This window comes from Citrobacter sp. wls708 (assembly GCF_005281255.1).
Lineage (GTDB): Bacteria > Pseudomonadota > Gammaproteobacteria > Enterobacterales > Enterobacteriaceae > Citrobacter > Citrobacter werkmanii.
Genome location: NZ_SZXE01000023.1, coordinates 340347 through 362353, shown reverse-complemented (window position 1 = coordinate 362353; position 22007 = coordinate 340347). Strand labels below are relative to the sequence as shown.

Here is a 22007-nt window from a genome sequence, read left to right as displayed (position 1 = left end):
GCGATGCAAAAGGCATCACCACAATTACGCCCGGGCAGCCCGGCTCACTTCATTTGCAACGCGTTCGGTGGCATCCGGTATGGATGCGGCGCGCGCACGTTCTGCCATGGTTAATAAAGTTTCTCGCGACCACCCGGCAAGGGTGCTGGCGACGGCATCCACAGTAAACTGTGGTTGCTCTAAAATTTTGGCGGCGCCCGCTTTTTCCAGCGGCAACGCATTCCAGTACTGCTGTCTGTCTTTGTGCTGGAACGGCACAAACAGCGCAGGTAAGCCTGCGGCGGCAATCTCACTCACCGTCAGCGCGCCGGAACGGCACACTACAACATCCGCCCATGCATAAGCGGCGGCCATATCATCAATAAACTCAGTGACCTTGTGCTGCGGTTGTCCGACCTCAGCATAAGCGTGTTCAACGGTGTGTTGCGCACCTTTACCGCTCTGGTGCCAGATAGTCACCGCCTCGCCAAGCTTTGCGGCAACCTGCGGCATCGTCTGGTTGAGAACGCGCGCGCCCTGAGAACCACCGACCACCAGCACACGAACCGGGCCTTCACGTCCAGCCAGACGCGCTTCGGGTAATGGCAGCGCCAGCACGTCCGTACGTACCGGGTTCCCGACCACTTCCGCATTCGGGAAAGCGCCGGGGAAAGCCTGCATAACCTTCGTTGCAATCTTTGCCAGCCATTTATTGGTTAATCCCGCAATGCCGTTCTGCTCATGCAGTACGACCGGAATACCTAATGACCATGCGGCCAAGCCGCCAGGACCTGACACATAGCCGCCCATACCGAGCACCACATCAGGCTTGAATTGCTTCATGATGGCGCGCGCCTGACGCCAGGCGTTAAAAATACGCACGGGTGCGGCAAGCAGTGCGTTAACGCCTTTGCCACGCAGACCGGAGATGCGAATAAAGTCAATTTCAATGCCATGCTTCGGCACTAAGTCCGCTTCCATACGATCGGCGGTGCCCAGCCAACGAACCTGCCAGCCCTGGGCCATTAAATGGTGCGCGACTGCCAGTCCCGGGAACACATGCCCGCCGGTACCGCCTGCCATCACCATTAACCGCTTCGGTTGACCACTCATCGTGCACCTCGTGTAAACGCCTGGGCTTTTTCCAGACGCGTTTCATAATCAATACGTAACAAAAACATGATGGCCGTCGACATTATCAACAAACTGGAACCACCATAACTAATAAGCGGCAGCGTCAGGCCTTTGGTTGGCAGCATACCTGCCGCCGCGCCGACGTTTACTAACGCCTGGAAGCTAAACCAGATCCCGATGGAGCAGGCTAAAAAGCCTGAAAAACGGTGGTCAATTTCCAGCGCTTTACGGCCAATCGACATCGCGCGAAAAGCGACGAAGAATACCATTAAAAGTGCCAATACCACACCGATATAACCCAGTTCTTCCCCAATGATGGCGAAGATGAAGTCGGTGTGCGCTTCCGGTAAATACTCCAGTTTTTGGACTGAGTTGCCTAACCCTTGCCCCCAAACCTCACCACGGCCAAACGCCATTAGCGATTGCGTCAACTGGTATCCGCTGCCGAACGGATCTTCCCATGGATTCCAGAAAGAGGTTACGCGACGAATACGATACGGTTCGGCAAGGATCAGCAGCACGACCGCCGATATCCCCATGCCGATAATCGCAATGAACTGCCACAATTTAGCCCCGGCAAGAAACAGCATCGCCAGCGTGGTGACAAACAGCACCACTACCGTACCGAGGTCAGGCTGCGCCAGCAGTAATACGGCCAGCACCAGGATCACGCCCATCGGTTTCAGGAAGCCGCGCAGGTTGTTTCGCACTTCATCCACCTTGCGTACCAGGTAGTTGGCGAGATAACAGAACAGCGACAGCTTGGTAAATTCCGCAGGCTGAATACGCAGCGGCCCCAGAGCAATCCAGCGCGATGCCCCGTTAACGGAGCTCCCCACCACCAACACGATCAGCAGCATGATGATCGAGGCGATGAGCATCGTAGTGCTGTACTTCTGCCAGAACGCCATCGGCAGACGCAGCGTGACCATCGCCAAACAGAACGCCAGGAAGATGTACAGCGCGTCACGTTTAGCAAACAGGAAGGGGTCGCCCGCCAGACGTTGTCCTACCGGCATTGATGCCGATGTCACCATGATGAAACCAATTGCCGCCAGACCAAAGGTCAGCCACAGCAGCATGCGGTCATACATGATCAGGCTGTCCGCGTCTTTATCGCGCGAAGCCATCACCCAGCCTTTGAGTGCCGCGAAGATCCACGCCAGGACACCCAGTCCCGGTAAGCGCGGCATTCTCAGGCGAGGGAGAGATAAACGCATCAACCCAACTCCTTCGCCAGACGCGTAAAGACGTCACCGCGTTGCTCAAAGTTCTTGAACTGATCGAGGCTGGCACACGCTGGCGACAGCAGCACCATATCACCCGGCTTCACGCGCGGCGCGAGCAGACGCATTGCCTGCTCCATGGTTTCGGTTTGTTCGGCAACCTCAGGTCGCAGTGCCGCAAGCTGCGCGCCATCACGGCCAAAGCAGTACAGACGGATGTTGTCGCCGGTGAGGTAACGTTGCAGCGGCATAAAGTCAGCGGATTTCCCGTCGCCGCCCAGCAGCAGGTGCAGCGTACCGTCAACATGCAGGCCATTGAGCGCCGCTTCAGTACTGCCGACGTTGGTCGCTTTTGAATCGTTGATCCAACGCACACCGTTATGATTCAGTACCAACTGGAAACGATGCGCCAGTCCGGTAAAGGTGGTCAGCGCTTTCAGGCTTGACGCCCGCGGTAGACCCGCTGCATCAGCCAGCGCCAGCGCTGCCAGAGCGTTGGTATAGTTATGCTGGCCGGTAAGCATCATCTCTTTCACGTTGAGAACTTTTTCACCCTTCACCCGCAGCCAGGTTTCGCCCTGCTGACGATTAAGGTGATAGTCCCCCATGTTGACACCGAAGCTCACGCAACGCTCATCTGCGCCACGAACCGGCATGGTCAGCGCATCATCCGCATTGACCACGCAGACTTTCGCATTCTCATAAACGCGCAGTTTGGCCGCACGATACTGCTGCAAACCAAACGGATACCGGTCCATATGATCTTCGGTGACATTCAAAATGGTGGCGGCTACGGCCTGTAAGCTGGAGGTCGTTTCAAGCTGGAAGCTGGATAGCTCAAGCACATATAGCTCACGCTCGGCGTCCAGTAACATCAGTGCTGGCAGGCCAATGTTACCGCCTACGCCGACGTTAACGCCTGCTGCTTTTGCCATTTCGCCAACCAGCGTCGTAACCGTGCTCTTACCGTTAGAGCCGGTGATCGCGACGATCGGCGCCTGTGCTTCGCGACAAAACAGCTCAATGTCACCGACAATTTCAATCCCCGCATCGGCGGCGGCGCTCAGTGAAGGATGCGCCAGGGCAATACCAGGACTGGCGACGATGAGATCGGCGTCCAGCAGCCAGTCATCATTCAGGCTGCCAACATGACGCTCAACCGCTTCCGGTAATTTATCCAGGCCCGGCGGCGTCGCGCGGGTATCCATCACGCGCGGCGTCACGCCACGCGCCAGGAAGAAATCCACGCAGGATAGCCCGGTCAAACCCAGACCGATAATGACGACTTTTTTACCCTGGTAATCAGCCATGATTAACGTACCTTCAGCGTTGCCAGGCCAATCAGCACCAGCATCAGCGAAATAATCCAGAAGCGCACAATCACGCGCGGTTCCGGCCAGCCTTTCAGTTCATAGTGGTGGTGAATCGGCGCCATACGGAAGATGCGCTGTCCGCGCAGCTTAAAGGAACCGACCTGCAGAATGACCGACAGCGTTTCTACGACGAATACGCCGCCCATGATCACCAGCAGGAACTCCTGACGCAGCAGCACGGCAATAATGCCCAGCGCGCCGCCCAGCGCCAGCGATCCGACGTCGCCCATAAAGACCTGCGCCGGATAGGTGTTAAACCACAGGAAGCCTAACCCCGCGCCGACAATCGCCGTACAGACGATCACCAGTTCGCCGGCATGGCGTAAATACGGAATGTGCAGATAGTTAGCGAAGTTCATGTTCCCGGTCGCCCATGCCACCAGCGCAAAACCCGCAGCCACGAACACGGTCGGCATAATCGCCAGGCCATCCAGACCATCGGTGAGATTGACCGCGTTACCGGTACCCACAATGACGAAGTACGCCAGCAGGACGTAGAACAGTCCCAGTTGCGGCATCACGTCTTTAAAGAACGGCACGACCAGTTCGGTCGCCGGGGTATCTTTCCCCGCCAGGTACAGCGCAAAGGCTACGCCCAGCGCAATCACCGACATCCAAAAATATTTCCAGCGCGCGATCAGACCTTTAGTGTCTTTGCGTACCACTTTGCGGTAGTCATCGACAAAACCAATAATCCCGTAACCGACCAATACCACCAGCACGCACCAGACGTATGGGTTCGACGGGTATGCCCACAGGAGCACGGAGATAACAATCGCGGTGAGGATCATGATCCCGCCCATGGTCGGCGTACCGCGTTTACTAAAGTGTGATTCCGGGCCGTCGTTACGTACGACCTGTCCAAAGGACATTTTTTGCAGGCGGGCGATCATGCGCGGGCCCATCCACAAAGAGATGAACAGCGCGGTCAGCAGGCTGACGATGGCGCGAAACGTCAGATAGGAAAAGACGTTAAAGCCGGAATAATATTTGACCAAATGTTCGGCCAGCCAAACTAACATGTCCCATTCTCCTGTAATGCGCGTACTACCTCTTCCATGGCGGCACTACGTGAACCCTTCACTAAAATCGTCATGATCTGATGTTCCGCAATCAGCGCCTTGAGATGCGCGACCAGCGCGGTTTTATCCGCAAAATGCTCGCCAACGCCGCTGGCGTCGCTAATTGCCTGACTCAGTTTCCCTGTACTCAGTACACGGTCGATGCCCGCGTTTTTCGCAGCAACACCTACCTGTACGTGACATGCTTCGCTTTCCGCGCCAAGCTCTGCCATATCGCCCACCACCAGCACGCGGTAGCCCGGCATTTCGGACAGCACCTGTACCGCTGCGGTCATCGAGCCGACGTTAGCGTTGTAGGAGTCGTCCAGCAGCAGCTGATTTTCTGCCAGTTGAATTGGGAACAGACGCCCCGGTACCGCTTGCAGATCCTTCAGGCCCGCTTTGATCGCCTCAGGCGTCGCGCCTACCGCCATAGAGAGCGCAGCCGCCGCCAGGGCGTTGGCAATGTTGTGACGACCCGGCAACGGCAGCAGAACATCAATGCTTCCGGTTGGCGTGCGCAGCGAAAACTCCGTACCGTGCGAGGTCACGTGAACGTCAGCCGCCGAAAAATCGCTGTTGGCCGCATTCGGGGAGAAGCGCCAGACTTTGCGATCGCCAATGATGCTCTGCCAGTTCAGCCAGTCGTTGTTATCAGCGTTCATGATGGCGATGCCATTCGCTGACAGACCGCCAAAAATCTCACCTTTAGCCTTCGCAACGCCCGCCAGAGAGCCGAAACCCTCCAGATGCGCAGCAGCAAGATTGTTCACCAGCGCCGCTTCCGGACGCGTCAGGCCAACGGTCCAGGCGATTTCGCCCTGATGATTGGCGCCGAGCTCAATCACGGCATAGTCGTAATCGTTGTTTAAGCGCAGCAACGTCATCGGTACACCGATGTCGTTGTTCAGATTGCCCGCGGTGTATAGGGTGTTGCCACACTTGCTCAGAATGGATGCCGTCATCTCTTTAACAGACGTTTTGCCGGATGAGCCGGTCAGCGCGACCACGCGCGCCGGAACCTGGGCGCGAACCCACGCTGCCAGTTCGCCGAACGCCAGACGGGTGTCTTTTACAATAACCTGCGGTAAATCAATATTGAGTGGACGGCTGACTAACAGCGCGCCTGCTCCCCCGTCTTTCGCCTTGTCGGCAAAATCGTGGGCATCAAAGCGTTCGCCTTTCAGCGCCACAAACAGGCAGCCCGGCGTCACTTTACGCGTATCGGTTGTCACTGCATCGAGGGTCAGGTCGCCCCCTTTTAGTTCGCCACGGAGGATCTCCGCCAGTTGGCTGAGCGTTACGCTAATCATGCGATCACCCCCAGCAGACGCGCTGCCGTGACGCGGTCAGAATAGTCGAGACGCTGTGAACCAACGATCTGGTAGTCTTCGTGCCCTTTCCCGGCCACCAGCACCACATCGTTTTCTTTCGCCTGCATGATGGCGTTAGTCACTGCTTCGGCGCGACCTTCCATCACCTTCGCCTGTCCGGCATCCAGCATCCCCGCCAGAATGTCGTTGATGATGGCGCGCGGTTCTTCGGTACGCGGGTTGTCATCGGTCACCACGACCACATCAGCAAATTGTTCGGCAATCGCGCCCATCAGCGGACGTTTGCCTTTGTCGCGATCGCCACCGCAGCCAAAGACGCACCACAGTTTGCCGGTACAGTGCAGACGCGCCGCCTGCAGCGCTTTTTCCAGCGCATCCGGCGTATGGGCATAATCAACCACCACGGTGGTTTTGCCCGGCGCGCTGAATACTTCCATGCGCCCGCAAACCGGTTGCAATTGTGTCGCTGTTTTTAGTAAATCAGCTAACGGATATCCCTGCGCCAGCAGCGTTGCCAGCGCCAGCAGCAGATTGCTGACGTTAAACGCGCCCATCAGGCGGCTTTCAATTTCGCCTTCCCCCCATGAGGAGGTAAAGCGAATCGTTGCCCCGCTGTCGTGATACTTCACCTCAACGGCTTTTAACCAACGACCATGACAGTTCGGGTTGATGTGGTCTTCCATCGAAACGGCCACCGCATCCGGAAGTTTGGCCAGCCAGCGACGACCGACCTCATCATCCGCATTGACGATGGCCTGACCGCAATGGTGCGTAGAGTACAGCAGCCATTTCGCGGCTTCGTAATGTTCCATGTCACCGTGGTAGTCGAGATGGTCACGGCTTAAGTTAGTAAACACTGATGCGGCAAACTTCAGCGCCGCGACGCGATGCTGAACCAGACCGTGGGAAGAGACTTCCATCGCGCCAACCGTGGCGCCCTGTGCAACCAGCCCCGCCAGCACATGCTGGACATCAACGGCTGAACCGGTGGTATTTTCTGTTGGAATCACTTTGCCCAACAGACCATTGCCAACGGTTCCCATAACCGCGCTGGTTTCACCCAGCAGTTGGCTCCACTGCGCCAGCAATTGAGTAGTGGTCGTTTTACCGTTGGTCCCGGTCACGCCAACCAGACGCATTTTTTCAGAAGGCTCGTGGTAAAAACGGCCCGCCAGTGCAGATAAACGCTCATTAAGCTGGCTGAGATAGATAACCGGAACGCCGTGCATTTCACGGATTTCACCATCAGTCGCTTCATCTTTTGCTTCTGCAATAATGGCAGCCACACCTTGCGCTATCGCCTGCGGGATATACCGACGCCCGTCCGCCTGATGACCCAATACTGCGACAAAGAGATCGCCCGATGCAGCCACACGGCTGTCAAGCGTCATCTCCCGCAGTGCTCGCTCCGGTGCACCCGGCACCCATGGAGCAAGAAGGTCGCGCAAATTACGATCTGCCACCTGTTGCCTCGCCTTGATTATTCACAAATTCACTTTTATCGCCCGTTGCCAGCGCATCCGGCTCGATGTTCATGGTGCGTAGTACGCCGCCCATGATGGCACCGAAGACCGGCGCGGAAACGGCGCCACCGTAGTATTTACCCGCCTGCGGATCGTTGATAACAACAACCAGCGCGAAGCGCGGCTGACTCGCAGGCGCAACGCCTGCGGTATAAGCAATGTATTTGTTGATGTAGCGACCATCCGGCCCTACTTTTTTCGCCGTACCGGTTTTGATGGCGATGCGATAGCCTTTAATCGCCGCCTTCACGCCGCCGCCGCCGGGCAGCGCTACGCTTTCCATCATGTGCACCACGGTACGAACGGTCGCTTCCGGGAAAATACGCTCGCCCGGAACAGGAGGGTCAACTTTGGTAATCGACAGCGGGCGATAAACGCCATAGCTGCCGATCGTTGCATAGACTCGCGCTAACTGTAACGGGGTTACCATTAGCCCATAGCCGAAAGAGAAGGTGGCCCTCTCTATGTCAGACCACCGTTGTTTTTGAGGATATAAGCCACTGCGTTCTCCGACCAACCCCAAATTGGTCGCTTTTCCCAGCCCAAAACGTGAGTAAGTATCTACTAACGCTGAGGACGGCATCGCTAACGCCAGCTTAGAAACACCGACGTTACTCGACTTCTGCAAAACCCCGGTAAGGGTCAATTCGCTATAACGCGCCACGTCTTTGATTTCGTGACCATTAATTCGGTAAGGAATCGTATTGAGTACGGTATTTTCGCGTACCACTCCACGCTGCAGCGCCGTCATTACCACCATTGGTTTGACGGTAGAACCCGGTTCAAACACGTCGGTAATGGTACGGTTACGCATGACATCTTTTTGCGTACCGGAGAGATTATTGGGGTTGTAGGACGGGCTGTTCGCCATCGCCAGCACTTCACCGGTGTTGACATCCACCAGCACGGCGCTGCCGGATTCCGCTTTGTTGAACGCGACGGCATTATTCAGTTCACGGTAGACCAACGCCTGTAAACGCTCATCAATGCTCAGCGCAAGGTTGTGCGCCGCCTGGCTGTCGGTAGAGGAGATATCTTCAATTACGCGGCCATAGCGGTCTTTACGTACGATACGTTCGCCCGGCTGTCCGGTGAGCCACTTATCGAAGCTCTTCTCAACGCCTTCAATCCCCTGGCTATCAACGTTAGTAAAGCCAATGAGGTGAGCGGTCACTTCTCCGGAAGGATAGTAACGACGGGATTCTTCACGCAGGTGAATGCCTGGCAGCTTGAGTTTTTTGATGTAGTCGGCCATGTCAGGGTTAACCTGACGCGCCAGATAGATAAAGCGCCCTTTCGGGTTGGCGTTAATACGGGAAGCCAGCTGGTCGAGCGGGAGATTAAGCGCGGTCGACAGCGCTCTCCAGCGTTCACCAACGCTCACGCCGCCTGCGTCATGCACCTCTTTCGGGTCGGCCCAAATCGCCTTCACCGGAACACTCACCGCCAGCGGACGGCCCGAACGGTCGGTAATCATCCCGCGCGATGTAGAGACTTCCTGTACGCGCAGGGAGCGCATGTCGCCCTGACGCACCAGCATATCCGGCGCGATGATTTGCAGCCAGGCGACGCGTCCCAGCAGGAAACCCAGTGCCAGCAAAATACAGCCGCACAGTAACGCAAAACGCCAACTGACAAAGTTGGCTTGTTCTTCCTGGCGTTTTGGTTTGTGCGTTTTTGCCGCTGCTTTCATGCGTCGCGTTTATCCTTATTTTTGTACTACAATATTTTCTTGTGAGGGATCAACATGCTGCATTTGCAGCTTTTCCGTTGCGATCCGTTCAACACGGCTATGGTCGCCGAGCGCGTTCTCCTCAAGGATCAAGTTGCGCCATTCGATATCCAACGCATCTCGCTCCAGAACCAGCTGCTCACGCTGCGCGGTCAGTAACCGCGTATGGTGTGCGGTTGTCACGACGGTAACCGCCGTCAAAATAATGCAAATGAACAGGCAGAGTGGCAGCTTCCCATACCGCAAAAGATCGTCACCGATCACGCCAGGCAAGGCATGGCGCTCGTTGCTTCCTATCGATCCTTTAACTTTGCTAAGGGCTTCTGTCACTCTGCTGATCATGCGTTCGTCCTCTCTGCAATACGCAGAACTGAACTACGGGCACGAGGATTTTCAGCTACCTCTTCTTCACCCGGCATCATCTTGCCTAGTGCTCTTAACTCACGGCCGCCCAGCTTTTTGATCTGCGCTTCCGTCATCGGTATTCCAGCCGGAACCTGAGGACCACGGCTTTGTTCGCGCATAAAGCGTTTCACAATACGGTCTTCAAGCGAATGGAAACTGATAATCGAAAGGCGACCACCTGGTGCCAGCACGCTGAGCGAGCTTTTTAGCGCCTGCTCTATCTCCTCCAGTTCACTGTTCACCCAGATGCGCACCGCCTGGAAGGTACGGGTCGCGGGATGTTTGAATTTGTCTTTCACCGGCATTGCCGCCGCAATCACTTCCGCCAGCTCTTTGGTGCGGGTCATCGGTTCGATGCGATTGCGCTCGACGATGGCGCGAGCAATGCGTTTACCAAAGCGCTCCTCGCCAAAGGTTTTAATCACCCAGGCAATGTCCGCTTCATCGGCGGTTTGCAGCCATTCGGCTGCGGACTGACCGCGTGTTGGATCCATACGCATATCCAACGGACCGTCACGCATAAACGAGAAACCGCGCTCCGCATCATCAAGCTGCGGGGAAGAAACGCCAAGATCGAGAAGAATCCCGTCGATCTTACCGGTAAGTCCGCGCTCGGCGACATAGTCAGCCAGCGCAGAGAATGGTCCATGAACGATGGAGAAACGGGGATCGGTAATCGTCTGTGCAACGGCAATAGCCTGCGGATCGCGATCGATAGCCAGTAAACGTCCCTCTTCGCCAAGCTGGGAGAGGATCAGACGTGAATGACCACCGCGACCAAATGTCCCGTCAATGTAGATGCCGTCTGGACGAATATTCAGGCCGTTGACGGCTTCATCCAGCAACACCGTTGTATGTTTATAATTTTCCATCATTTTATAGAGACAAATCCTGCAATCGTTCCGACAGCGCGCCGGTAACAGACTGCTCAGCGTCGATATCTTCCTTGACCTGTTGATACCAGGTCGTTTCATCCCACAGCTCAAACTTATTGAACTGCCCAACCAGCATCACTTCTTTCGTTAGCCCCGCGTGTTGCCGCAGAATCGGCGCTATCAATAATCGGCCAGCGCTATCCATCTGACATTCGCTGGCATGCCCCAACAACAGGCGCTGTACGCGACGCTCAACTGGATTCATGCTCGACAGACGCGATAACTTCTGCTCGATAATTTCCCATTCAGGCAGGGGGTACAGCAGCAGGCACGGGTGATGGATGTCAATGGTGCAAACCATTTGACCGGTAGCGCACTCGAGCAGTTGATCCCGATAACGGGTGGGCACCGATAAGCGCCCTTTACTGTCGAGATTAACTAACGTTGCTCCCCGGAACATGCCAGTCTCACCCCCGATTACCACTTTATCCCACAAAATCCCACTTAAAGGAGTTTACGGAGCGGAGGAAAACCTTGTCAAGCAAGTCACGGCGCTAAGCGGAGCAAAAAACACATTGTTTACAGCTAATATCAGCGTTGAACAAATTCCGTACAGCAAACGAAGCAAATTAACGTCATGAATATTTGTAAGAAAAAAATCCAACAACTCATGATTGTTTAAAACAACCGAATATCATCAAAAGAAAATATAAAGTGTCAGTTTGCGACGCGAGCGGCATTTTAGGACAATATGCAGCGAGATAACAGTACCAGTTAATCAGTCTGTATGCCGTGCAGGAGCGAGGTAAGCGTGAGGTTGTCGCCATAGGGCAGCAAAGTGTTTGTTAATTCGGCAAATCCCTACAAGCATGTAACAAAATAATACAACCGTAACGCATCTTTACGCTTCAATAACCCAAAAATGGAGAGTTGCATTTTTAATTCGGCATAATTCAAGAATCAATTTCAGATAATTCTAAAGAATATTCTTAATTATAATGAGGTTATTTCTGAGAATAGAATATTTGATGACGTCAGAGGCTTATCCCGTTGGCGTCACCAAATGAGGCAACTTAGTTACGGCTCAGAATACCGCGACGGTACAGATTACGCCGTATACGCGTTAACCCAGGTTTGGGTTTACGCGGCTCATCCAGACTTGCCAGCACAATCTCCAGCACGCGTTCAGCTACATCGCGATGGCGTTGCGCCACCGCGAGCACCGGACACTGCAGGAAGTCGAGCAGTTCGTGATCGCCAAAAGTCGCTATCGCCAAATCAGACGGCAACTGCCCATCGCGACGCAGGGTCACATCCATCACCCCCTGCAACAGAGCAAACGACGTGGTAAAAAGCGCCTGAGGCATGGGATGCGTTTCCAGCCATTTATCAAAGAGCTGCGCGGCCGCTTCCCGCTCATAGCTGTTGGCGTAAAGGAAATGAACGTCACGCGGATCGTCTTTCCACGCGGTACGGAAGCCCTGCTCACGCAGGAAGCTGACGGATAATTCAGGCAGCGCGCCCAGATAAAGTACGGTTTCTGCAGGGAATTTACGTAACTCCTGCGCCAGCATTTCCGCATCATCCTGGTCCGCGCCCACGACGCTGGTGAAATGTTCGCGATCCAGCGCACGGTCCAGCGCCACAATCGGGAATGAACTGTTTGCCCAACGCTGATAGAACGGATGTTCTGGCGGCAAGGAAGTCGATACAATGATGGCATCAACCTGGCGTTGTAAAAGATGCTCAATACAGCGCATTTCGTTATCAGGCTGATCTTCAGAGCAGGCAATCAACAGTTGATACCCGCGCTGACGCGCCTGGCGCTCCAGATAGTTTGCAATCCGGGTATAGCTTGTGTTCTCAAGATCCGGGATCACCAGCCCGATAGAGCGTGTGCGTCCAGCACGCAACCCGGCCGCCACGGCATTCGGGTGGTAATTATGCTCACGCACCACCGCCATGACTTTTTCAACCGTTTTGTCGCTTACGCGATATTGCTTTGCTTTGCCATTAATAACGTAGCTTGCAGTCGTTCGCGAAACGCCGGCCAACCGAGCGATTTCATCCAGTTTCACAATTGCCCCTTGCGTAAAATGTACAAACCATAACCTTTGTGATGGCATGGGTTAAGTTTCTTAACATCTAAGCGCAGAATAATGACTGCGGCAACCGCTTTTGTCTCTGGTTACTGCTGATTTCGCAAAAAAAAGCGCAACAGATAGCATCAGCGAAAACCCTCCATGCCGGATAAGGCGTTTACACCGTCATCCGGCATGGCCTCCGCGATGATGCCTGAGGGCGCTGTGCTTATCAGGCCTACAGTCGACTATTAGCGCATGATTTTATCGCCGCGAGAAAGCCCCACCACGCCAGAACGGGCTACCTCTACAATTTTGGCGACTTCACGTAATGTTGCCAGGAACGCATCCAGCTTATCACTGGTGCCCGCCAACTGTACGGTGTAGATGGACGGCGTGACGTCGATGATTTGCCCGCGGAAAATCTCCGTGTTGCGTTTCACCTCCTCCCGACCATAGCCGCTGGCCTGGATTTTCACCAACATGATCTCGCGTTCAACATGGGCGCCCTGCCCCAGTTCGCTCACGCGCAGAACATCCACCAGTTTATGTAGCTGCTTTTCGATCTGCTCCAGGACTTTTTCATCCCCTACCGTTTGAATCGTCATTCGCGATAAGGTTGGATCGTCAGTGGGCGCGACGGTCAGGCTTTCAATATTGTATCCACGCTGGGCGAAAAGGCCTATCACACGCGACAAGGCACCCGACTCGTTTTCCAGCAATACCGATAATATCCGGCGCATAATCAGGTCCTCTCCGTTTTGCTTAACCACATTTCATCCATACCGCCCCCACGAATCTGCATCGGGTAGACATGCTCGCTGCCATCAACGGTGACATCGACAAACACCAGACGACGGTTGCGCACATGCTCCAGCGCTTCACTCAGTTTGCTTTCCAGTTCTTCAGGATGGTTAATCTGGATACCAATATGCCCATAAGCCTCGGCAAGGCGCACAAAATCGGGCAGCGACTGCATATAAGATTGTGAATGACGTCCGGAGTAGATCATGTCCTGCCACTGTTTGACCATGCCGAGATAGCGGTTGTTCAGGTTGAGTACCAGTACCGGCAGCTCGTACTGCAGCGCCGTCGACAGTTCCTGGATGTTCATCTGAATGCTGCCATCCCCGGTCACGCACACCACCGTTTCCTCAGGCAATGCCATTTTTACGCCTAGCGCCGCAGGTAAACCAAATCCCATGGTGCCGAGGCCGCCAGAGTTAATCCAACGGCGTGGTTTATCGAACGGGTAGTAGAGTGCGGCAAACATCTGATGCTGACCAACGTCAGAGGTCACATACGCATCCCCTTTCGTCAGACGCCAGATGGTTTCAATCACCGCCTGTGGCTTAATGCTTTCACTTTGCGTGTCATATTTCAGGCACTGCCGGGCGCGCCAGTGTTCAATCTGTTGCCACCAGTCACGGTTATCATCCAGCGGCTGCTGAGATTTCTCCTGCTCCAGCAGTTCGAGCATCTGATCAAGTACCAGACGAGCATCGCCGACAATCGGAATATCCGCAGTGACGGTTTTCGAAATAGAGGTCGGATCGATGTCGATATGCAGCACGGTCGCATTTGGACAATATTTTGCCAGATTATTGGTTGTTCGATCGTCAAAGCGCACGCCGACGGCAAAGATCACATCGGAATGATGCATGGTCATGTTTGCTTCGTAAGTTCCATGCATGCCCAGCATTCCCAAAGCCTGGCGATGTGTTGCCGGAAACGCGCCTAACCCCATCAGCGAGGAAACAACAGGCAGATTAAGAGCTTCAGCGATCTGGCACAACTGCTCATGGCAGGCGGCATTAACGGCGCCACCACCCACGTACACAACTGGTTTTTTAGCCGCGACTAACGTCTGCAGAGCGCGTTTTATCTGCCCTTTATGTCCGGTAGTCGTCGGATTATACGAACGCATACTCACCGACTCCGGCCAGCTGTAAGGCAGTTTCCTGGCGGGATTCAGAATATCCTTCGGCAAATCGACCACAACAGGCCCCGGACGACCGCTTGCCGCCAACCAGAAGGCCTTTTTTAGCACCTGTGGGATGTCTTCTGTTTGTTTGACCAGAAAGCTGTGCTTCACCACCGGGCGGGATATGCCCACCATGTCGCACTCCTGGAAGGCATCGTAGCCAATCAGCGACGTTGCGACCTGCCCGGAGAGGATCACCAGCGGAATGGAATCCATGTAAGCCGTTGCAATCCCAGTAATCGCGTTGGTAGCGCCGGGGCCTGAAGTGACTAATACGACGCCCACCTCCCCCGTGGCGCGCGCAAGGCCATCAGCCATGTGTACCGCGGCCTGCTCATGACGAACCAGCACATGATCAATACCACCGACCGTATGCAACGCATCATAAATATCGAGGACGGCCCCCCCGGGATAACCGAATACCTGCTTTACACCCTGATCGATGAGCGATCGGACGACCATCTCGGCTCCAGACAACATCTCCATGGCTTGCCTCACTCTTATAATGAATAACGGTTTAACAACACATTAACCGCTGACGATGACGCATGGCAATTGACTCCGCTGGAGTAGCCTCAGAGCAAATAAGAATAAAACGGAGGAAAGCGTCGATTTAATGGAGAATTAAACCAGGATAAGTAAATGATATGATAAATAATCGCTTAAAAAGGGGGACTTACAGCTATTACTCTATTTTTTTACACTGTTAGCTAATCCTGGAAAGTGGATTTCAGCATAAAATTTTACATACAAATAAAAAAGCAGAACAAACCAGATGTATTATCCGGCTTGTTCTGCTGAATGCTATTGCTTACAGATGGAGACTAACAGCTCTTCCATCCATTGATGTCCTTTATCCCGGCCTGCAGCTTCATGCCAGGAAAGATAACATGTACGGCTGTTCAATTTTAAAGGTAAAGGTAATATCTGAAGTTCTAAAGAATCAGCGAACTCTTCTGCCAACCAACGTGGCGCAATAGCGACCAGATGCGTTTGCGACACAATATTAAGAACGCTAATTAATGCCATGCCCTGGTAAGCGACGCAGGATTGTTTATCCGGCGTGTCATACCACGGCTGACTGAAAGATGCGAAGCGATCCAGCGAAACCACCGCGTGTTGCTCATTATAAACATCGTTTTCCAATAATGGACCACTAATGCGCGGATGCTTTTTGCTTACCACTAATACCATTTCATCATTGAATAACGGAATACTTGAGAATTCTGGACGACGAAATTCTTCATAGCTAATAACAAACTCTGTTTCCTGATAACGCAGCTGATGCTCGGTATTTTGATTAAGTGAAGACTTAAATATGACATTAATGTTTGGCGCGACCTGTTCAACCCGATTATAAATCAACGATGTCAGGATATTATCTAATGGGCTGCATACGCAGAGATTGAAAACACGTTCACTGCTGGCTGGTTCAAAACCCGATCCAGGCAGTTCGTTTTGCACTAATTGCAATGCCTGACGAATGGAACCAAATAGCTGGAAAGCTCTTGCTGTCGGCTGGATCCCCCGACCATAACGAACAAAAAGCTCATCATTAAACATGACCTTGAGGCGCGCTACCGCATTACTGACCGCTGGTTGCGACATCCCCAGGGTATGCGCAGCGCGGGTAATATTCTGTTCCTGCATTACCGCATCAAAAACGGTTAAAAGATTAAGGTCAACCATGCGAAGTTGCGGTTTTCCTGGCTCTAAAAGATTGGGTTTATCTATTATTTTTACTTCTGGCATAGTTAACTCCACTGTCACTCTAAACTCCCTTTTCCCAGACGGAGTAAAGAAATAACCTCCGCTAATATGATTTACCATGCATATAAAATAAGAAAAAGGAAAAACATTAAAATTAGGAAAACATAAAGGTACAAACCTAAATGAACAAAACAGCAATGCGAGCGCAGTGTGGCAGAGGTCACTGCACGATGATTCATATGTTTAAATTTCAAAAACAATATAACCATAAGCATGGCGAATATACAATCATACACATCATGAATGTATATTTAAGTTTTAATTAAATGTTTATATTATTAATACATTAAAAGTTAACATTAATTTATCAATCATGTCCTTCCGCTGTGCCCCGACCTATTCAGTATTGCTATAAAAACAGACAAATCATAAAGATATAAAATCTTAATCGCGCCATCGACTTCAACGAACCGTTACAATAAATGCGAATAAATATGCTTAAATATTTCAAACCATGAAAATTATGTACAAGCATCAGCAGATTAATTTTATATACGCCAACAAATTCAGCACAATTCGCTTAAGTTTTGCCTAAACTTTTATCTGCTGCAGGGGCATTTACAAGGGATGGGGTTGACATCGGAGTTCATATCCAGTACCACTAAAAGCATATCGCATTCGCCTGGAGCTTAATTGATGACTTACATTGCTCGTTTCAACGGTCTACTACTACTAAACGCATCTTCGTTGCGCGGTAGACTGGTGGACGACATTCAGCATTAAGTCAGCTCCAGTTAAGACAGAAACCCGCGCCGTTGCGCGGGTTTTTTTATGCTCGAAGCAAGGCGCCCTAAAGACCAAGGACCTAAACCATGAGCCAGCAAGTCATTATTTTCGATACCACCTTACGCGACGGAGAACAGGCGTTACAGGCAAGCCTGAGTGTGAAAGAAAAACTGCAGATTGCGCTGGCCCTTGAGCGCATGGGCGTTGACGTGATGGAAGTGGGTTTCCCGGTCTCTTCACCAGGTGACTTTGAATCAGTACAGACCATTGCTCGTCAGGTTAAGAACAGCCGTGTTTGCGCCTTAGCGCGCTGCGTTGAAAAAGATATCGATGTTGCAGCTGAATCCCTGAAGGTCGCTGAAGCTTTCCGCATTCATACGTTTATCGCCACCTCGCCGATGCATATCGCAACAAAATTACGCAGCACGCTGGATGAGGTGATCGAGCGAGCTGTCTATATGGTTAAGCGAGCGCGTAATTACACGGATGACGTGGAATTCTCCTGCGAAGACGCTGGCCGTACTCCTATCGCAGACCTGGCTCGTGTAGTAGAAGCCGCCATTAATGCGGGTGCCAAAACCATCAATATTCCCGATACCGTCGGTTACACCATGCCTTTCGAATTTGGCGCAATCATTTCCGGTCTGTATGAACGCGTACCGAATATCGATAAAGCCATCATCTCCGTACACACCCATGATGATTTAGGCCTGGGAGTCGGCAACGCGCTGGCTGCCGTTCACGCCGGAGCGCGCCAGGTGGAAGGCGCGATGAACGGTATCGGCGAACGCGCTGGTAACTGCTCCCTGGAAGAAGTGATCATGGCGATCAAAGTGCGCAAAGATATCCTGAACGTACAGACCCGCATTAATCATCAGGAGATCTGGCGTACCAGCCAGTTAGTGAGCCAAATCTGTAACATGCCCATTCCGGCTAACAAAGCGATTGTCGGTAGCGGCGCCTTTGCTCACTCCTCCGGCATTCATCAGGACGGCGTACTGAAAAACCGTGAAAACTACGAAATCATGACGCCTGAATCCATCGGCCTGAATCAGGTACAGTTGAACCTGACCTCCCGTTCCGGACGCGCCGCGGTGAAACACCGCATGGATGAGATGGGCTATAAAGAGAGTGAATATAATCTGGACAACCTGTACGACGCTTTCCTGAAGCTGGCGGATAAAAAAGGTCAGGTATTTGATTACGACCTGGAAGCGCTGGCCTTTATTAACAAACAGCAGGAAGAGCCAGAACATTTCCGTCTGGATTACTTCAGCGTGCAATCCGGCTCAAATGACATTGCTACTGCCTCCGTCAAGCTGGCCTGCGGTGAAGACGTCAAAGCCGAAGCGGCGAACGGTAACGGCCCGGTTGATGCCATTTATCAGGCCATCAACCGCGTGACGGAATACAACGTCGAACTGGTGAAATACAGCCTGACCGCCAAAGGGCACGGTAAAGATGCGCTGGGTCAGGTGGATATCGTCGCCAACTATAACGGTCGCCGCTTCCACGGCGTCGGTCTGGCAACGGATATCGTCGAGTCTTCCGCAAAAGCGATGATCCATGTGCTGAACAATATCTGGCGCGCCGAAGAAGTCGAAAAAGAATTGCAACGCAAAGCTCAGAACAACGAGAACAACAAGGAAACCGTGTGATGTCGAAGAATTACCATATTGCTGTTTTGCCGGGTGACGGTATTGGCCCGGAAGTGATGGCGCAAGCCTTGAAAGTACTGGACGCAATTCGCCACCGTTTTAACATGCGCATTACCACCAGCCACTACGACGTGGGTGGCGCCGCCATTGATAACCACGGTCAGCCGCTGCCGCCGGCTACGGTTGAAGGCTGTGAGCAAGCTGACGCCATTCTGTTTGGCTCCGTTGGCGGTCCGAAATGGGAAAACCTGCCGCCAAACCAGCAGCCTGAACGCGGTGCGCTGCTGCCATTGCGTAAGCACTTCAAATTATTCAGCAACCTGCGTCCGGCAAAGCTGTACCAGGGGCTGGAAACGTTTTGTCCTCTGCGCGCCGATATCGCCGCTAACGGTTTCGACATCCTGTGCGTGCGTGAACTGACCGGCGGGATCTACTTCGGTCAGCCAAAAGGCCGCGAAGGCAGCGGGCAACATGAAAAAGCATTTGATACCGAGGTATATCACCGTTTCGAGATCGAACGTATTGCCCGTATCGCGTTTGAGTCAGCTCGCCAGCGTCGCCGTAAAGTCACGTCGATTGATAAAGCTAACGTGCTGCAAACCTCTATTCTGTGGCGTGAAATCGTCAATGAAATTGCCAATGAATACCCGGACGTTGAACTGGCGCATATGTACATCGACAACGCGACAATGCAGTTGATCAAAGATCCTTCCCAGTTCGACGTCCTGCTGTGCTCCAACCTGTTTGGCGACATTCTGTCTGACGAGTGCGCCATGATCACCGGTTCAATGGGGATGTTGCCATCCGCCAGCCTGAACGAGCAAGGTTTTGGTCTGTACGAGCCTGCTGGCGGCTCCGCCCCGGATATCGCCGGGAAAAACATTGCTAACCCTATCGCCCAGATCCTGTCGCTGGCGCTGCTGCTGCGCTACAGCCTGGATGCCAACGATGCGGCAACCGCAATTGAGAGCGCCATTAACCGCGCATTAGAAGAAGGCATTCGCACTGGTGATTTGGCCCGTGGCGCTGCCGCAGTCGGTACCGATGAAATGGGCGACATCATTGCCCGTTACGTCGCAGAAGGGGTGTAATCATGGCCAAAACGTTATACGAAAAATTATTTGATGCGCACGTAGTCTTTGAGGCGCAAAACGAAACCCCGCTGCTGTATATCGACCGCCATCTGGTGCATGAAGTCACCTCCCCGCAGGCGTTTGATGGTCTGCGCGCGCATGGCCGTCAGGTGCGCCAGCCGGGTAAAACCTTCGCCACCATGGACCACAACGTCTCAACGCAGACCAAAGACATTAACGCCTCCGGCGAAATGGCGCGTATTCAGATGCAGGAACTGATCAAAAACTGCAATGAATTTGGCGTTGAACTGTACGACCTGAATCACCCGTATCAGGGTATTGTCCACGTGATGGGGCCTGAGCAAGGCGTGACCTTGCCGGGAATGACCATCGTCTGTGGCGACTCCCACACCGCCACCCACGGCGCATTCGGCGCGCTGGCGTTCGGTATTGGCACTTCAGAAGTTGAACACGTGCTGGCAACGCAAACCCTGAAACAGGGTCGCGCCAAAACCATGAAGATTGAAGTCAACGGCCAGGCCGCGCCGGGCATCACGGCGAAAGATATCGTGCTGGCGATTATCGGTAAAACCGGTAGCGCGGGCGGTACCGGGCACGTGGTTGAATTTTGCGGCGAAGCCATCCGTGCGCTGAGCATGGAAGGCCGCATGACCCTGTGTAACATGGCCATTGAAATGGGGGCCAAAGCGGGTCTGGTCGCACCGGATGAAACCACCTTTAACTATGTGCAAGGTCGTTTACACGCACCGAAGGGCGAGGATTTTGCCCACGCGGTTGAGTACTGGAAAACGCTGCAAACCGACGACGGCGCAACGTTTGATACCGTCGTCACTCTGCAAGCAGAAGAGATCGCGCCGCAGGTAACCTGGGGAACGAATCCGGGTCAGGTGATCTCGGTGAACGATAATATTCCCGATCCAGCATCATTTACCGATCCCGTTGAGCGCGCATCGGCGGAAAAAGCGCTGGCGTATATGGGGCTGAAACCGGGCATTCCGTTAACAGAAGTGGCTATCGATAAAGTCTTTATCGGTTCCTGCACCAACTCGCGCATTGAAGATTTACGCGCCGCGGCGGAAATCGCCAAAGGGCGCAAAGTCGCGCCGGGCGTACAGGCACTGGTGGTGCCGGGTTCTGGTCCGGTGAAAGCGCAGGCGGAAGCGGAAGGTCTGGACAAGATCTTTATCGAAGCAGGATTTGAATGGCGCTTACCGGGCTGTTCCATGTGCCTGGCCATGAATAATGACCGCCTGAACCCAGGCGAGCGCTGCGCATCCACCAGCAACCGTAACTTTGAAGGTCGTCAGGGCCGCGGTGGCCGCACGCATTTAGTCAGCCCGGCGATGGCCGCCGCCGCCGCCGTTACCGGCCACTTCGCCGACATTCGCAGCATCAAATAAGGAAACTACCATGGCAGAGAAATTTACCCAGCATACCGGCCTGGTTGTCCCACTGGATGCCGCCAACGTCGATACCGATGCAATTATCCCGAAACAGTTTTTGCAGAAGGTCACACGCACCGGTTTTGGCGCCCATCTGTTTAACGACTGGCGTTTCCTGGACGAAAAGGGTCAACAGCCAAATCCAGAGTTTGTGCTGAACTTTCCGGAATATAAAGGCGCGTCGATTCTGCTGGCGCGGGAAAACTTTGGCTGCGGCTCTTCACGTGAACATGCGCCGTGGGCGCTGACCGACTACGGCTTTAAAGTAGTGATCGCACCAAGCTTCGCCGACATCTTCTACGGCAACAGTTTCAACAACCAACTGCTGCCGGTAACCCTGAGCGACGCGCAGGTCGATGAAATGTTTACCCTGGTGAAAGCCAATCCGGGGATTACATTTGAAGTGGATCTGGTGGCGCAGGTCGTCAAAGCGGGCGATAAGTCCTACAGCTTTAAGATCGACGACTTCCGTCGCCACTGCATGCTGAACGGTCTGGACAGCATCGGGCTGACGCTGCAGCACGAAGCCGCCATCACCGAATACGAAGACAGGCAGCCCGCGTTTATGCGCTAGTCATTGTTGTGCCGGATCAGGCCGTTACGCCGCCAT

The 22007-nt window shown here is 53.5% G+C and carries 19 protein-coding genes; 5 read left to right on the top strand and 14 right to left on the bottom strand.

What is annotated here, in order from left to right:
* Positions 1-24: 24 nt before the first annotated feature.
* From murG to leuO, 14 genes are all read right to left on the bottom strand, one after another.
* On the bottom strand, positions 25-1092 hold the full coding sequence (gene murG, locus FDW97_RS17275; protein WP_137351377.1) for an undecaprenyldiphospho-muramoylpentapeptide beta-N-acetylglucosaminyltransferase: 1068 nt from the start codon (positions 1090-1092) through the stop codon (positions 25-27).
* Complete coding sequence (gene ftsW, locus FDW97_RS17270) at positions 1089-2333, bottom strand: cell division protein FtsW (RefSeq protein ID WP_038637214.1); 1245 nt, start codon at positions 2331-2333, stop codon at positions 1089-1091. The genes murG and ftsW overlap by 4 nt, the downstream gene beginning before the upstream one ends.
* Complete coding sequence (murD, locus tag FDW97_RS17265; RefSeq protein ID WP_137351376.1) at positions 2333-3649, bottom strand: UDP-N-acetylmuramoyl-L-alanine--D-glutamate ligase; 1317 nt, start codon at positions 3647-3649, stop codon at positions 2333-2335. The genes ftsW and murD overlap by 1 nt, the downstream gene beginning before the upstream one ends.
* Before the next feature lie 2 nt (positions 3650-3651).
* Positions 3652-4734 (bottom strand): phospho-N-acetylmuramoyl-pentapeptide-transferase, encoded by a 1083-nt coding sequence (gene mraY, locus FDW97_RS17260; protein WP_016151694.1) that lies wholly within the window; start codon positions 4732-4734, stop codon positions 3652-3654.
* The gene (gene murF, locus FDW97_RS17255; protein WP_137351375.1) at positions 4728-6086 is read right to left on the bottom strand and encodes a UDP-N-acetylmuramoyl-tripeptide--D-alanyl-D-alanine ligase; all 1359 of its coding nucleotides are present in this window, start codon (positions 6084-6086) and stop codon (positions 4728-4730) included. Before murF ends, mraY begins: the two co-directional genes overlap by 7 nt.
* Positions 6083-7570 carry a UDP-N-acetylmuramoyl-L-alanyl-D-glutamate--2,6-diaminopimelate ligase gene (gene murE, locus FDW97_RS17250; protein WP_137351374.1) on the bottom strand — a complete coding sequence of 496 codons (1488 nt, stop codon included), beginning with the start codon at positions 7568-7570 and terminating at the stop codon, positions 6083-6085. The genes murF and murE overlap by 4 nt, the downstream gene beginning before the upstream one ends.
* Positions 7557-9323 carry a peptidoglycan glycosyltransferase FtsI gene (ftsI, locus tag FDW97_RS17245; RefSeq protein ID WP_038637202.1) on the bottom strand — a complete coding sequence of 589 codons (1767 nt, stop codon included), beginning with the start codon at positions 9321-9323 and terminating at the stop codon, positions 7557-7559. Before ftsI ends, murE begins: the two co-directional genes overlap by 14 nt.
* 15 nt (positions 9324-9338) lie before the next feature.
* Positions 9339-9704, bottom strand: a complete 366-nt coding sequence (gene ftsL / locus FDW97_RS17240; RefSeq protein ID WP_006686695.1) for a cell division protein FtsL — start codon at positions 9702-9704, stop codon at positions 9339-9341.
* A complete protein-coding gene (rsmH, locus tag FDW97_RS17235; RefSeq protein WP_042312345.1) occupies positions 9701-10642 on the bottom strand; it encodes a 16S rRNA (cytosine(1402)-N(4))-methyltransferase RsmH in 942 nt (313 codons plus the stop codon). Before rsmH ends, ftsL begins: the two co-directional genes overlap by 4 nt.
* Before the next feature lies 1 nt (position 10643).
* Complete coding sequence (mraZ, locus tag FDW97_RS17230) at positions 10644-11102, bottom strand: division/cell wall cluster transcriptional repressor MraZ (protein WP_038637194.1); 459 nt, start codon at positions 11100-11102, stop codon at positions 10644-10646.
* A gap of 613 nt (positions 11103-11715) precedes the next feature.
* Positions 11716-12720 (bottom strand): catabolite repressor/activator, encoded by a 1005-nt coding sequence (gene cra / locus FDW97_RS17225; protein WP_038637189.1) that lies wholly within the window; start codon positions 12718-12720, stop codon positions 11716-11718.
* 254 nt (positions 12721-12974) lie between these two features.
* Positions 12975-13466, bottom strand: a complete 492-nt coding sequence (gene ilvN / locus FDW97_RS17220) for an acetolactate synthase small subunit (RefSeq protein WP_003829566.1) — start codon at positions 13464-13466, stop codon at positions 12975-12977.
* Between the two features lie 2 nt (positions 13467-13468).
* Complete coding sequence (ilvI, locus tag FDW97_RS17215; protein WP_071888094.1) at positions 13469-15193, bottom strand: acetolactate synthase 3 large subunit; 1725 nt, start codon at positions 15191-15193, stop codon at positions 13469-13471.
* Between the two features lie 318 nt (positions 15194-15511).
* Positions 15512-16459 carry a transcriptional regulator LeuO gene (gene leuO / locus FDW97_RS17210; RefSeq protein ID WP_038637183.1) on the bottom strand — a complete coding sequence of 316 codons (948 nt, stop codon included), beginning with the start codon at positions 16457-16459 and terminating at the stop codon, positions 15512-15514.
* A gap of 654 nt (positions 16460-17113) precedes the next feature.
* On the opposite strand from leuO, the gene leuL reads away from it, so the two are divergent.
* The 5 genes from leuL to leuD all read left to right on the top strand — a co-directional run bounded on the left by leuL (position 17114) and on the right by leuD (position 21971).
* Positions 17114-17200 carry a leu operon leader peptide gene (gene leuL, locus FDW97_RS17205; protein ID WP_048998978.1) on the top strand — a complete coding sequence of 29 codons (87 nt, stop codon included), beginning with the start codon at positions 17114-17116 and terminating at the stop codon, positions 17198-17200.
* Positions 17201-17289: 89 nt separating this feature from the next.
* Positions 17290-18861 (top strand): 2-isopropylmalate synthase, encoded by a 1572-nt coding sequence (leuA, locus tag FDW97_RS17200; protein WP_137351373.1) that lies wholly within the window; start codon positions 17290-17292, stop codon positions 18859-18861.
* On the top strand, positions 18861-19952 hold the full coding sequence (gene leuB, locus FDW97_RS17195; RefSeq protein ID WP_137351372.1) for a 3-isopropylmalate dehydrogenase: 1092 nt from the start codon (positions 18861-18863) through the stop codon (positions 19950-19952). The genes leuA and leuB overlap by 1 nt, the downstream gene beginning before the upstream one ends.
* Positions 19953-19954: 2 nt before the next feature.
* Positions 19955-21355, top strand: a complete 1401-nt coding sequence (gene leuC / locus FDW97_RS17190) for a 3-isopropylmalate dehydratase large subunit (RefSeq protein ID WP_038637175.1) — start codon at positions 19955-19957, stop codon at positions 21353-21355.
* A 10-nt stretch (positions 21356-21365) separates the two neighbouring features.
* Positions 21366-21971, top strand: a complete 606-nt coding sequence (gene leuD / locus FDW97_RS17185) for a 3-isopropylmalate dehydratase small subunit (RefSeq protein ID WP_085048317.1) — start codon at positions 21366-21368, stop codon at positions 21969-21971.
* Positions 21972-22007 lie beyond the last annotated feature (36 nt).

Coding starts and splice junctions, on each gene's coding strand:
- ilvI (WP_071888094.1), bottom strand. CDS start 15,193: ATGGAGATGTTGTCTGGAGCCGAGATGGTCGTCCGATCGCTCATCGAT.
- leuA (WP_137351373.1), top strand. CDS start 17,290: ATGAGCCAGCAAGTCATTATTTTCGATACCACCTTACGCGACGGAGAA.
- murD (WP_137351376.1), bottom strand. CDS start 3,649: ATGGCTGATTACCAGGGTAAAAAAGTCGTCATTATCGGTCTGGGTTTG.
- ilvN (WP_003829566.1), bottom strand. CDS start 13,466: ATGCGCCGGATATTATCGGTATTGCTGGAAAACGAGTCGGGTGCCTTG.
- rsmH (WP_042312345.1), bottom strand. CDS start 10,642: ATGATGGAAAATTATAAACATACAACGGTGTTGCTGGATGAAGCCGTC.
- leuD (WP_085048317.1), top strand. CDS start 21,366: ATGGCAGAGAAATTTACCCAGCATACCGGCCTGGTTGTCCCACTGGAT.
- leuO (WP_038637183.1), bottom strand. CDS start 16,459: ATGCCAGAAGTAAAAATAATAGATAAACCCAATCTTTTAGAGCCAGGA.
- mraY (WP_016151694.1), bottom strand. CDS start 4,734: ATGTTAGTTTGGCTGGCCGAACATTTGGTCAAATATTATTCCGGCTTT.
- leuL (WP_048998978.1), top strand. CDS start 17,114: ATGACTTACATTGCTCGTTTCAACGGTCTACTACTACTAAACGCATCT.
- mraZ (WP_038637194.1), bottom strand. CDS start 11,102: ATGTTCCGGGGAGCAACGTTAGTTAATCTCGACAGTAAAGGGCGCTTA.
- murG (WP_137351377.1), bottom strand. CDS start 1,092: ATGAGTGGTCAACCGAAGCGGTTAATGGTGATGGCAGGCGGTACCGGC.
- leuB (WP_137351372.1), top strand. CDS start 18,861: ATGTCGAAGAATTACCATATTGCTGTTTTGCCGGGTGACGGTATTGGC.
- murF (WP_137351375.1), bottom strand. CDS start 6,086: ATGATTAGCGTAACGCTCAGCCAACTGGCGGAGATCCTCCGTGGCGAA.
- leuC (WP_038637175.1), top strand. CDS start 19,955: ATGGCCAAAACGTTATACGAAAAATTATTTGATGCGCACGTAGTCTTT.
- ftsI (WP_038637202.1), bottom strand. CDS start 9,323: ATGAAAGCAGCGGCAAAAACGCACAAACCAAAACGCCAGGAAGAACAA.
- ftsW (WP_038637214.1), bottom strand. CDS start 2,333: ATGCGTTTATCTCTCCCTCGCCTGAGAATGCCGCGCTTACCGGGACTG.
- ftsL (WP_006686695.1), bottom strand. CDS start 9,704: ATGATCAGCAGAGTGACAGAAGCCCTTAGCAAAGTTAAAGGATCGATA.